10 protein-coding genes and 1 rRNA gene are annotated in these 11,728 nt (G+C 51.6%); 4 read left to right on the forward strand and 7 right to left on the reverse strand.

Going from position 1 to position 11,728, the window contains the following annotated elements; genetic code table 11:
- The first annotated feature begins 3 nt into the window (after positions 1 to 3).
- Entirely contained in the window at positions 4 to 1,413 is a 1,410-nt protein-coding gene (glnG, locus tag NR302_RS19370) for a nitrogen regulation protein NR(I) (RefSeq protein ID WP_008109800.1), read from the forward strand.
- A gap of 49 nt (positions 1,414 to 1,462) precedes the next feature.
- On the opposite strand, the gene hemN is transcribed toward glnG, so the two are convergent.
- Positions 1,463 to 2,836: an oxygen-independent coproporphyrinogen III oxidase gene (gene hemN / locus NR302_RS19375; RefSeq protein ID WP_258144215.1), complete on the reverse strand. Its 1,374-nt coding sequence runs from the start codon at positions 2,834 to 2,836 to the stop codon at positions 1,463 to 1,465.
- A 236-nt stretch (positions 2,837 to 3,072) separates the two neighbouring features.
- Positions 3,073 to 3,594, reverse strand: coding sequence for a Der GTPase-activating protein YihI (gene yihI, locus NR302_RS19380; RefSeq protein WP_258144216.1), 522 nt, complete (start codon positions 3,592 to 3,594; stop codon positions 3,073 to 3,075).
- A gap of 555 nt (positions 3,595 to 4,149) precedes the next feature.
- Between yihI and yihA the strand changes: the two genes are divergently transcribed.
- Complete coding sequence (gene yihA / locus NR302_RS19385) at positions 4,150 to 4,791, forward strand: ribosome biogenesis GTP-binding protein YihA/YsxC (RefSeq protein WP_008109805.1); 642 nt, start codon at positions 4,150 to 4,152, stop codon at positions 4,789 to 4,791.
- A 395-nt stretch (positions 4,792 to 5,186) separates the two neighbouring features.
- Here yihA and polA read toward each other — a convergent pair whose 3' ends face one another.
- The 4 genes from polA to NR302_RS19405 form a co-directional block, all read right to left on the reverse strand.
- The gene (gene polA, locus NR302_RS19390; RefSeq protein WP_258144217.1) at positions 5,187 to 7,979 is read right to left on the reverse strand and encodes a DNA polymerase I; all 2,793 of its coding nucleotides are present in this window, start codon (positions 7,977 to 7,979) and stop codon (positions 5,187 to 5,189) included.
- A gap of 367 nt (positions 7,980 to 8,346) precedes the next feature.
- Complete coding sequence (gene dsbA, locus NR302_RS19395; protein ID WP_008109808.1) at positions 8,347 to 8,976, reverse strand: thiol:disulfide interchange protein DsbA; 630 nt, start codon at positions 8,974 to 8,976, stop codon at positions 8,347 to 8,349.
- A 26-nt stretch (positions 8,977 to 9,002) separates the two neighbouring features.
- Complete coding sequence (locus NR302_RS19400) at positions 9,003 to 9,989, reverse strand: serine/threonine protein kinase (RefSeq protein WP_258145223.1); 987 nt, start codon at positions 9,987 to 9,989, stop codon at positions 9,003 to 9,005.
- Positions 9,990 to 10,035: 46 nt separating this feature from the next.
- Positions 10,036 to 10,311 (reverse strand): YihD family protein, encoded by a 276-nt coding sequence (locus tag NR302_RS19405; protein WP_061720519.1) that lies wholly within the window; start codon positions 10,309 to 10,311, stop codon positions 10,036 to 10,038.
- 72 nt (positions 10,312 to 10,383) lie between these two features.
- Here NR302_RS19405 and mobA point away from each other — a divergent pair, with 72 nt between their 5' ends.
- The gene (gene mobA / locus NR302_RS19410; RefSeq protein WP_258144218.1) at positions 10,384 to 10,959 is read left to right on the forward strand and encodes a molybdenum cofactor guanylyltransferase MobA; all 576 of its coding nucleotides are present in this window, start codon (positions 10,384 to 10,386) and stop codon (positions 10,957 to 10,959) included.
- Positions 10,956 to 11,459 carry a molybdopterin-guanine dinucleotide biosynthesis protein MobB gene (mobB, locus tag NR302_RS19415; protein ID WP_258144219.1) on the forward strand — a complete coding sequence of 168 codons (504 nt, stop codon included), beginning with the start codon at positions 10,956 to 10,958 and terminating at the stop codon, positions 11,457 to 11,459. Before mobA ends, mobB begins: the two co-directional genes overlap by 4 nt.
- Before the next feature lie 75 nt (positions 11,460 to 11,534).
- Here the strand turns inward: mobB and rrf are convergent.
- Positions 11,535 to 11,650, reverse strand: a 5S ribosomal RNA gene (rrf, locus tag NR302_RS19420).
- Positions 11,651 to 11,728: the final 78 nt, after the last annotated feature.

Raw genomic sequence — 11,728 nt, forward strand, 5'->3', positions numbered from 1 at the left:
TCTATGCAACGAGGGATAGTCTGGATCGTCGATGACGATAGCTCCATCCGCTGGGTGCTTGAAAGGGCACTCACTGGAGCCGGTTTGAGCTGTGCAACCTTTGACAGCGCTAACGAGGTATTGGACGCGCTCGCAAGCAAAACCCCAGACGTATTATTGTCAGACATTCGTATGCCTGGCATGGATGGACTTGCGCTGCTGAAACAGATTAAGCAGCGCCATCCGATGCTGCCGGTCATCATTATGACCGCGCACTCCGATCTGGATGCCGCCGTCAGCGCTTATCAGCAAGGTGCGTTTGATTACCTGCCAAAGCCGTTTGATATTGATGAAGCGGTGGCGCTGGTTGAGCGTGCGATTAGCCATTATCAGGAACAGCAGCAGCCGCGTAATCAGCCCGTCAGCGGCCCGACCACCGACATTATCGGCGAAGCGCCGGCCATGCAGGATGTGTTCCGCATCATTGGTCGTCTTTCACGCTCCTCAATTAGCGTGCTGATCAACGGTGAATCCGGTACCGGTAAAGAGTTGGTGGCACATGCGCTGCATCGTCATAGTCCGCGTGCGAAGTCCCCTTTTATCGCGCTGAACATGGCGGCGATACCCAAAGATTTGATTGAATCAGAGCTGTTTGGTCACGAGAAAGGCGCATTTACCGGTGCTAACCAGATTCGTCAGGGACGTTTTGAGCAAGCCGATGGCGGCACGCTGTTCCTCGATGAAATTGGTGATATGCCGCTTGATGTGCAAACCCGCTTATTGCGCGTTTTGGCCGATGGCCAGTTTTATCGCGTTGGCGGCTATGCGCCGGTGAAAGTGGATGTGCGTATCATCGCGGCAACCCACCAAAATCTTGAGCTGCGCGTGCAGGAAGGCAAATTCCGTGAAGACTTGTTCCATCGTCTTAACGTGATTCGCGTTCATCTGCCGCCGCTGCGTGAACGCCGCGAAGATATTCCGCGCCTGGCGCGTTACTTCCTGCAGGTCGCTGCGCGTGAGTTAGGCGTGGAAGCGAAGATTTTGCATCCGGAAACTGAAACCGCGCTGACGCGTCTGCATTGGTCCGGTAACGTGCGCCAGCTGGAAAATACCTGTCGCTGGTTGACGGTGATGGCAGCTGGCCAGGAAGTATTGATTCAGGATCTGCCGCCTGAACTGTTTGAATCCAGCACACCAGACAATCCGGTGCAGTCGTTGCCGGACAGCTGGGCTACGCTGCTGGCGCAGTGGGCAGATCGCGCCTTGCGTTCCGGTCATCAAAACCTGTTGTCGGAAGCACAGCCGGAGATGGAGCGCACGCTGCTCACCACAGCGCTGCGTCACACGCAAGGGCACAAACAGGAAGCGGCACGCTTGCTCGGCTGGGGACGTAATACCTTGACGCGTAAGTTGAAAGAGCTGGGAATGGAATAACGCGCACGTTGTGCGTGTTAATACAGGGGAGCGAATGGGCTCCCCTTTTTTATATCACTCGCGAGAACTGCTGCATGCGCACCTTTTGGCGCATATACACATCGAAGCACATACAGATGTTTCGAATCAGCAAACGGCCGACGCCAGTAACGTGCAGGCTGCGACCGCGCTGCTCCACTAATCCATCCGCCACCAGCGGCGCTAACAGCGCTAAATCCTCGGCAAAATAACGTTCAAACTCAATCGGGTATTGCGCTTCTATCGCGGTAAAATCCAGTGCGAAATTGCAGATTAAGGCTTTAATCACATCGCGGCGCAAACCATCATCGTCACTCAACGTGAGCCCGCGCCACAGCGCATTGCCGCGCTGCTCGACATCTGCGTAATAGGCTTTCAACTCTTTGTGATTTTGCGCATAGCTGTCGCCCAGCATACTGATGGCCGACACGCCCAAACCGAGCAAATCGGTTTCGCCCTGCGTGGTGTAGCCCTGAAAATTACGATGCAGTTCGCCGGCGCGTTGTGCCACCGCCAGTTCATCATCCGGACGCGCGAAATGATCCATGCCGATAAACTGGTAACCTTCGCCGGTTAAGGTGGCGATGGTTTGCTGCAGGATTTGCAGTTTCTGTGCGGCGCCTGGCAGCTCGTCATCTTTAATCTTGCGCTGCGCAGCGAACAGCGCTGGCATGTGCGCATAGTTGAAGACGCTGAGGCGATCGGGATTGATTGCAATAACGCGCTGTAAAGTGAAGGCGAAGCTTTCCGGCGTCTGCAGCGGCAAGCCATAAATCAGATCGAGGCTAACCGAACGGAAGCCCCGCTCACGCGCACGCTGCACCAGCGCAAAGATGGTTTCTTCATCCTGCACACGATTCACGCGCTCCTGCACCGCTTTATTAAAGTCCTGCACGCCCATGCTCAGACGATTAAAACCTTCCGCGCGCAGATGATCGATCATCTCCAGTTCGATTTCACGCGGATCAACCTCGATCGACATTTCGACATCATCGGCAATGGTAAAATGATCGCGTAGCAGCGCCACCAGCCGGCTCACCTGCTGCTGGTTGAGGAATGTCGGCGTACCGCCGCCCCAATGCAGTTGAGTGACGCTGCGCCCCGCAAACAAGGGCGCACGCTGGCGGATTTCCTGCTCCAGTACATCGAGGTAGCGATCGGCTTTATGCAGCTGGCGCGTCACGATTTTATTGCAGCCGCAGAAGTAGCAAAGACGATGGCAAAACGGAATATGCACATACAGCGATAGAGGACGATCGGGATAGCGCTGCACGGCGTGCTGAAAATCTGCCTCGCCAAAGTTCTCACTAAACTCAAGCGCGGTGGGATAAGAGGTATAGCGTGGGCCAGCGTAATTGTATTTTTCGATGAGGCGCTGATCCCAATCAATCTGCTGCGATGACATGCTCACTCCTTACGGTGACGTCGTCTGAGAGAGGGTCGCGTAGCAGAAGAGTGGACGAAGCGATGGGCTGAACGCCGACGTAAACGCGACTTCAGACGCGACAGGCGGCGTAGTTTAAACAATAACCAGAGCAGATAACATGTCAGTAGCAGCGCGAAAATTGATCCAGGCCAAAACATAGGTGAATACCTGTTTAGCGCGGCATGCGCGAAAACGCATGCCGATCAAGATTGGCCTTAATTGCCTTTGAGCAGGCGCATCATATCTTCTTCGGCCTGCTCATCTTCCGCTTCGTCATCCAGCGCGATGCCCAGCGTTTCCATTAGCTCGTCAATGCGGTCTAAGGTTTGATCCAGCCAGGCCTGATCTTCGCCACTCAGGGTTTCACCGTTTTCCAGGCGATCCAGCAGCGTATCCAGACGTTCGTCATTTTCCAACTTCGCCAGCTCTTCTTGCGGCGTCAGGCGGACTTTTTCCACTTTTGGCTTTGGTTTCGCTTCAGGCTTTTTCGCCGGCTGGGTTTTACCATCAGCGACTAATGCGATCGGCGTTTTGCTGCCCAGGCGTGGATCCTGAGCTTTTTTACCCTGACCTTTGCCAGCGGTTTGCGTTTCCGGATTGGCACGGCTGCCAGATTTATGGCCGCTATGCTTTTTATCGCGTTTGCGATCGCGCGCTTCCTGATTAAGATCTTCACGCGATTTGCGTTTGGCTTTCGCAGCAGGTTTGCCACGCGGGGCTGATGCAGGTTGCTTCATGGTGTCCGGTCTCGGCGGTGCTTTGTGAGTTCAGTATAGAATTGCGGCGAAATCTAGCAGAAAGTAAGCAAAGAAAAAAGGCGATAGCCTATGCTATCGCCTTTTATCGCACCTTCATACGAAGGAAACACTGAATAAATCCTTTACGGCTCACAACGTCCCGGTTGCTCCATCGCCACATCGCTCCTGCGATTATTCCCTGTCCTTGTCCGATTCCTGCCTGAATCGCTTCCCGCCATGCTCTTGGTCATCCCCGACACTCCTGAGCTCATCATCCTGATGGGTGCTGCCGTGCACTGACAACAAATGTAGACTAATAGGTAAAATGAACAAGTGAGACTTGTCTCTATTTTAGAGTGGCATTTCCTACAAACATCTCAAGCCATTGAAATTAAATGCATAAAATGATTGTTAATATTCCATGAAGCGGTAATCACTGGCAGTAAAAATCATAGATCTCTTACAAAATGACGCGTTTAGACGCTATCGGGCACTTTTGCGCCATTACAGGTATAATCAGCCCAATTGCCCGATTCATTTTGCTGGAGTTTCACTTTGTCTGCTTTGAACTATCACATGACCCATTTCATGCTCAGCGCCCCGGATATTCGCCATTTACCGGCGGATGTGGGTATTGAAGTTGCTTTTGCCGGGCGCTCGAATGCAGGCAAATCCAGCGCGCTGAACACCATCACCAACCAAAAGGGTCTGGCACGTACCAGTAAAACGCCAGGTCGTACTCAGCTGATCAACCTGTTTGAAGTGGTTGAAGGTAAATGTCTGGTCGATTTACCCGGTTATGGCTATGCCCAGGTTCCGGAAGAGATGAAGCGCAAATGGCAAAAGTCTCTGGCGGAATATTTACAGAAACGCCAGGCATTGAAAGGCTTGGTGGTATTGATGGATATTCGCCATCCGCTGAAAGACCTCGATCAGAACATGATTGAATGGGCTGTACAGAGCCAGATTCCCGTGCTGGTCTTGCTGACCAAAGCCGACAAGCTGGCATCAGGCGCGCGTAAAGCACAACTGACGATGGTACGCGAAGCATCGCTGGCCTTTAACGGTGATGTGCAGGTAGAAATGTTCTCGTCATTGAAGAAGATGGGCGTTGATATTGTGCGTAAGAAGCTGGACAGCTGGTTTAGCGAACTGGAGCCTGCTCAAGAAGGCGACGGCGAAGAAACAGCAGAGTAATTTTGGTGCGGCTTTTGCGAAAAAGCCCAATAAAAAACGCCCCAGTCATAAATGACTGGGGCGGCTAAATATTCAGCCAAATCCGATTACGTGAAGTAAAAGGTCTGAAAGATAGAACATCTTACCTCTGTACCCTACGCGACAAACTCTACCTGATTTTCCGCGCCCTACAAAGGGTTTTTTGTTGTTAAGTTTCAGGATTCGACATCTTTTTTACTAAGTTCATCACACTTTCACATGTGCGATGTAGTTTAATTACTAAAAAAATGCTTAGCCGATAAGCAGTTACAAAACGCGCATTTAATAGACCGCTTTGTCGAGTTGCTGAACCGATTAAGTAAACTTTTTTCTTATGATGATGTCAGCGACACGCAAGTGCCGCTGAATGCGCGTAATTAATGCGCCTCATCCCAGTTATTGCCGGTTCCGACTTCAACCTGCAATGGCACATCCAGCTTCATGCTGTTCTCCATCAGGTCACGGATGGTCTTAATCGAGCCATCTATCGCGTCGCTGCGGATCTCAAACACCAGTTCATCGTGTACCTGCATAATCATGCGCACAGCATCGTCTTTTTGCTCTAACAGCCAGCCATCCACCGCAATCATCGCGCGTTTGATGATGTCTGCCGCCGTGCCTTGCATTGGGGCGTTGATCGCCGCACGCTCCGCCGCTTTACGACGAATGGCATTGCTGGAGGTGATATCAGGTAGCCACAAGCGACGACCATCAAGCGTTTCTACATAGCCTTTCTCTGCCGCCTTCGCGCGCGTCTCTTCCATATAACGCAGCACGCCCGGGTAGCGTTCAAAGTAGAGATCCATATATTTTTTCGCCTCACCCGCGCCGATATTCAGCTGGCGGGAGAGACCAAATGCGCTCATTCCGTAGATCAGGCCAAAGTTGATCGCCTTAGCACTGCGGCGCTGCTCACCAGAAACTTTGCTCAACGCCACACCAAACACCTCTGACGCGGTGGCGCGGTGAATATCTTCGCCCTGGGCAAACGCATCCAGCAGGCCTTTGTCTTGCGACAGATGCGCCATGATGCGCAGTTCAATCTGTGAGTAGTCCGCAGCAACAATACGATTGCCCGGCCCGGCGATAAACGCCTGACGAATACGGCGCCCTTCTTCGTTGCGCACCGGGATATTCTGCAGATTGGGATCGGTTGACGAGAGTCGTCCTGTCGCGGTTACCGCCTGATGATAGGATGTATGCACGCGGCCGGTAACCGGATTGATCATTAGTGGCAGCTTATCGGTGTAAGTTGATTTCAACTTTGATAAACCACGATGTTCAAGAATCACTTTCGGCAATGGATAATCGAGCGCCAGCTCAGCCAACACCTCTTCGCTGGTCGACGGCGCGCCGCCCGGCGTTTTCTTGGTTGGCTTGATTCCCTGCTTTTCAAACAGAATGGTTTGCAGCTGTTTAGGTGAAGAGAGGTTAAATGGTTCGCCCGCAAGCTCGTGCGCTTTCAGCTCCAGCTCGGCGACACGCGTGGTCAGCTCCTGCGAGTGTTTCGCCAGGATATTCTGGTCAATCAGCACGCCATTGCGCTCAATACGCGATATCACCTTCAACAACGGCATTTCGATCTCTTCAAATACCTGTTTCGGTCCCGCTTCCGGCTCCAGCTTATCCCACATTTTCAGATGCAATTGCAGCGTGACATCGGCATCTTCCGCCGCATAGTGACCGGCTTGCTCGATAGCAATTTGGTTAAAAGTGAGCTGGTTTTTGCCTTTGCCCGCGATCTCTTCGAAAGTCACCGTTTTATGGTTCAGCCAGCGCGCGGCCAGGCTATCCATATCGTGTTTTCCACCCACGCTGTTCAGGCAATAGGATTCCAGCATGGTGTCGAATTTGATGCCGTTCAGTTCAATGTCGTAGTTCTTCAGCACGCCGCGATCGTATTTGAGATTCTGGCCAACCTTCGCCGCTTTGCCATCTTCCAGCAGCGGTTTTAGCTGCTTCAGTACTTCGCTACGATCCAGCTGATCTGGCGCATCCAGATAATCGTGAGCGACCGGCAGATAAGCCGCTTCACCCGGCGCGACGGCAAACCCAATACCGACAATATTGGCGCTTAAGGTATCCAACGAGTCGGTCTCAAGATCGAAAGCGAAGAGCTCGGCGCTTTTCAGCTTTTTCAGCCATTCAGCAAATGTCGCTTCATCGAGGATAGTGACGTAGCCATCTGCAGAGAGCACGCTGGTCGCTTCGGCAGCGGGCGCAGCAGGTTCACTGAGCTGCGCTTTCTTAGCCTGCGCGTTGCTCTTTTTGCCTTGTTGCAGCCATGAACCATCCTGTAAATCGGTGATCCAGCGCTTAAATTCATACCGGCTAAACAAGGTTTGCAATGCTTCTACATTGGGTTCATTGACGACAAGCTGATCGCACGTCAGATCCAACTCAACGTCGGTTTTGATGGTTGCCAGCCGATAAGACAGGAAAGCGACATCGCGATTTTGCTCCAGCTTCGCCGCCATGGTTTTCGCGCCGCGGAACGAGAGATCGGCCACTTTATCGAGATTGTCATAGATTGACTGCATACCGCCCAAGCCTTGCAGCAGCGCCTGTGCGGTCTTCTCACCAACGCCCGGCACGCCCGGAATGTTGTCCGAGCTGTCGCCCATCATGGCAAGGAAATCGATAATCAACGCGGGTGGCACGCCATATTTCTGCTCGACCTCTTCCGGACCAAGCACGGTATTGGTCATGGTGTTGATCAAGGTGATCGCAGGCGTCACCAACTGCGCCATATCTTTATCGCCGGTGCTGATCAACACCGGGCGCCCGAGTTTTTCCGCCTCTAGCGCCAGCGTACCGATGACATCATCCGCCTCAACGCCAGAGACCGCCAACAGCGGCAGGCCCATCGCTTTGACCATTTCATGTAGCGGCTCAATCTGCGCTCGCAGATCGTCTGGCATCGGCGGACGGTGCGATTTGTAGTGCTCAAAGAGCTCATCGCGGAAAGTTTTGCCTTTGGCATCGAAGACCACAGCCACATGGCTTGGCTGATACTGCATCAACAGGCTCTTCAGCATATTGAGCACACCATACATGGCGCCAGTTGGCTCGCCTGCACTGTTCGTTAGCGGCGGAAAGGCATGATATGCACGGTACAGATAAGATGAGCCGTCGACCAGAATCAGGGGATTTTCTGCAATTTGCGCCATAGGTTCGTATTTTCTTCGTTGCGATAATGAGGGCTATAAGGATGCCACAACCGGAGGAGAATGTTGAATGCACTCGGGGAAGTCAGGATCTTTTTCGTCGTTACGCGGCACGGATCGCAAGGATCAATCTGTGGATAAGTTTGTGCGTAAAAATCATAACGTATTGTTATTTACGTTAATTGTAATTACTTTAATATTAAAAATTAAATTATATCAGTTAGTTAAATACTTACTGTGACCTTATTCGTCCTAATGAAAAGACGATCGTCCATGTGGATATTAAGCGGAGGGTTAATAAATACATCGTATAAGCAACACGAAAAAGGCAATAAAAAACGCCGGCAGTGCCGGCGTTCTTAAAACTAAATTACTTCTTTTCTACCAGGAACTTCACTACGTTGGCGTAATCAGCAACGAAGTTGTCCATTGAGCTGGTATCCAGGCCACCGTTGTTAACCATATATTTGCCGTTAACAAAGATTGCTGGCACACCTTGCAGGTTGACGTCTGCTGCCGCTTTCTGCTGCTGGGCAACCAGCGCTTTTACTGCGAAGCTGTTCCACGCTGCATCGTAATCCTCTGAAGAGATACCCGCCGCTTTAATAAAGGTCTCTTTCAGGCTTGCTGCATCGGTCACGGTTTGGGTTTTCTGAATACCGTCGAAAATCGGTGCAGTAACTTTGCTTTCTACGCCCAGCGCCATGGCAACAGCCCATGCCTGAGTGACAACCGGACCGAATTGACCGCCAAGGAAATCAACGTGGTATTTGGTCACTTTCGTGTCCGCCGGCAGGTTCTTTTTCACTGCATCGCTCACGTGATAAACGCGTTCGAACTGGTAGCAATGTGGGCAGAAGAAGGAGAAGAACTCCAGAACCTGCGGCTCACCCGCTACTGGCTTTGGCAAAGTAACGAACTGCTTACCATCGTTGAACTGTGCCGCTGAGGCGCCAAATGCCAGCATTAAACCTACCAGCGCAAACATGATCTTTTTCATCGTGAAACAATCTCCTGAGTACTTCATTAATATTGCGGGCTAAGCTGCAACGGCGGTTCGTGTAGCAGCCTTTCCTGCTCGATAAATAATGCAATCTGCCGGCGCCAAAAATCCTCATCTGTCATCCAGGGGAAGGCGCGCGGAAAAGCGGGATCCTGCCAGCGGCGTACCACCCAGGCCAAATAATAAACCATGCGCATAGCGCGTAAAGGTTCAATCAGTGACAATTCATGTAAATCAAAATCACCGAATTCATTATAGGCTTCCAGCAAAATGTCCCATTGAATCAACTGTTCCTGACGATCGCCATTGACCAGCATCCACAAATCCTGCACTGCTGGCCCGTTACGGGCATCATCAAGATCGACAAACATCGGGCCTTCACGCCACAGAATATTGCCGGGATGGCAATCGCCATGCAACCTTAACGGCTGCCATTGGCTATGCCAGCGCTGCTGCAGCGTCGCGCTGAGCTTATCAACGGTAGCAAGCAGTAAGTCTTTGAGCGAAGCCGGTACTAACGCGCTTTGCTCTAGCTCCCGACGCGGTTGAAACACATACTCTTCAAGGCCGATAGTTGGTCGCTGCTGAAATAGGATTTGCTTGGCGGTTTGATGGATGCGACCCAGAAAGCGGCCAACCCATTCCATCTGATCCTCGTTATCGGTTTCATATTGCCGTCCACCTAAACTGGGAAAGACCGCGTACATGAAGCCGGCATGATGATTCAGCGTACTGCCCTGCAGAACGATCGGCGCGGCAACCGGCACTTCATCCTTTAATAAATCCTGAGTGAACTGATGCTCTTCGAGGATCTGTTGCGCGCTCCAGCGCTGCGGACGATAAAACTTAGCCACATAGCGGCGTTTATCATCATCGCTGAACTGATAGACGCGGTTTTCATAGCTATTGAGGGCGGTTAAGCCTGATTCGACACGCAGACCCGCATCCCAAAGTGCATCAAGGATGACATCGGGATTCAGCGTCTGGAAATTAAAGGCGGCTTCGCTCATCATTTGGCCTGTGTGTTACCTTTGCGATTAATGCGCAAGGATAACATTACTCATCATCCTTAATCACACCGCGTGCACGTAATAGCGCGGTTTTGAAATCCACTTCATAATCCTTTTTCAGGCCGGGTATGACACTCTGGCTGTCTGTATCACGCATTTTGAGATGGTAAATCAATACATCATCGGTTAATTCACTTAATGGGCCACTGAAACCAGATTCCTGCGCCAGTTTTTGCAAAAATGCCAGCAAGTTGAGATCGGGATCCTTTTGCCATGCGGGTTGCAGGAGCTCGAGCAGTTCATTGAGTCGGTGATATTTCATCATTGATTCCTTTATGCAGATGGTACGCTGCCGCTCAGTAAGTATCGTCCAGAATGAAGCAAGGAGACGAAGATGACAGCATTTACTGGCGTGATCCTCGCGGGTGGTCAAGGCAGCCGTATGGGAGGCCAGGATAAAGGGTTGTTGATGTTACAGGGCGAACCCCTTTATCAGCACGTTTTGCGGCGATTCCGGCCGCAGGTCAATATTGTGTTGATAAGCGCTAACCGTAACATTGATCGCTATCAGGCAAGTGGTTGTCAGGTTGTTACCGATTTATTGCCCGATTATCCCGGACCGCTGGCTGGCATACTCAGTGGTTTACGCAGCAGTGAAACCGAATGGGTCGCTTTCTGCGCTTGCGATACGCCATGGATCCCCAATGATTTCGTCGCGCGTTTATGGCAGCAGCGTAATGATGCGCTCGCCGTGTGGGTGAAGTCTTCCCTGCGTGATCATCCAGCCTTAGCGCTGGTCAATCGTGCGCTCGCTGTTGATCTTGAAGCCTGGCTACTGCGCGGCGAGAGACGCTTAATGCAGTTTTTACATGAGCATGGCGGGCATGCCGTTGCGTTTTCGGATCCAGAATCTGCGTTCCGCAATATCAATACGCCAGACGACCTCGTCAATGAGGAAAAGTGTTTATGAGCGTGCGCTTACTGGCTATTGCCGCGTGGAGCGGGACCGGAAAAACGACCTTGCTCGAGCAAGTTATCCCGCTGCTCAAAGCTCGGGGGATTCGCTCAGGCTTAATTAAGCACACACATCATCAGATGGATATCGATACGCCGGGGAAAGACAGCTATTTGCTGCGCAAAGCTGGGGCGGACCAAGTGATTGTCGCCAGTAATCAACGCTGGGCGTTAATGGTTGAAACACTCGATAAACCGTTAAATCTGATGCAATTAGCTTCGCAGATGGATAGCTCGACGTTGGATCTGGTGCTGGTAGAGGGTTTTAAAGATGAGGCGGTCCCCAAAATTGCACTTTGGCGGCGTGGCGTTAAAGGTGAGATTGAGGATTTGCTGGATCAGTATGTGATTGCAGTCGCTACTGATGAAGATATAGAACTGAATTTGCCGGTGTTGGATATTAATCAACCAATGCAGGTTGCTGATTTTATTGCTCTGTGGCTGAAGAAACGTTGAAATAGTAGATGTTTAGCCAATATCCAGACGTAAAAAAGCCCCGAACTCTCGTTCGGGGCTTCTTCACTATTTGATGCCTGGCAGTTCCCTACTCTCGCATGGGGAGACCCCACACTACCATCGGCGCTACGGCGTTTCACTTCTGAGTTCGGCATGGGGTCAGGTGGGACCACCGCGCTAAAGCCGCCAGGCAAATTCCTGCGCAAAAACGAATAACATTCGCTTCCGCTAAATCTTTAATCCGTAAAACAAGCTGAAAATCCGGTCTC

The sequence above is a fragment of the Pantoea sp. SOD02 genome, assembly GCF_024707505.1.
Taxonomy (GTDB): Bacteria; Pseudomonadota; Gammaproteobacteria; order Enterobacterales; family Enterobacteriaceae; genus Pantoea; species Pantoea symbiotica.

What these genes read in the sequence shown, in the direction of transcription:
- glnG (WP_008109800.1), top strand. Translation starts at nt 4, where the DNA reads ATGCAACGAGGGATAGTCTGGATCGTCGATGACGATAGCTCCATCCGC.
- hemN (WP_258144215.1), bottom strand. Translation starts at nt 2,836, where the DNA reads ATGTCATCGCAGCAGATTGATTGGGATCAGCGCCTCATCGAAAAATAC.
- yihI (WP_258144216.1), bottom strand. Translation starts at nt 3,594, where the DNA reads ATGAAGCAACCTGCATCAGCCCCGCGTGGCAAACCTGCTGCGAAAGCC.
- polA (WP_258144217.1), bottom strand. Translation starts at nt 7,979, where the DNA reads ATGGCGCAAATTGCAGAAAATCCCCTGATTCTGGTCGACGGCTCATCT.
- dsbA (WP_008109808.1), bottom strand. Translation starts at nt 8,976, where the DNA reads ATGAAAAAGATCATGTTTGCGCTGGTAGGTTTAATGCTGGCATTTGGC.
- NR302_RS19400 (WP_258145223.1), bottom strand. Translation starts at nt 9,989, where the DNA reads ATGAGCGAAGCCGCCTTTAATTTCCAGACGCTGAATCCCGATGTCATC.
- NR302_RS19405 (WP_061720519.1), bottom strand. Translation starts at nt 10,311, where the DNA reads ATGAAATATCACCGACTCAATGAACTGCTCGAGCTCCTGCAACCCGCA.
- mobA (WP_258144218.1), top strand. Translation starts at nt 10,384, where the DNA reads ATGACAGCATTTACTGGCGTGATCCTCGCGGGTGGTCAAGGCAGCCGT.
- mobB (WP_258144219.1), top strand. Translation starts at nt 10,956, where the DNA reads ATGAGCGTGCGCTTACTGGCTATTGCCGCGTGGAGCGGGACCGGAAAA.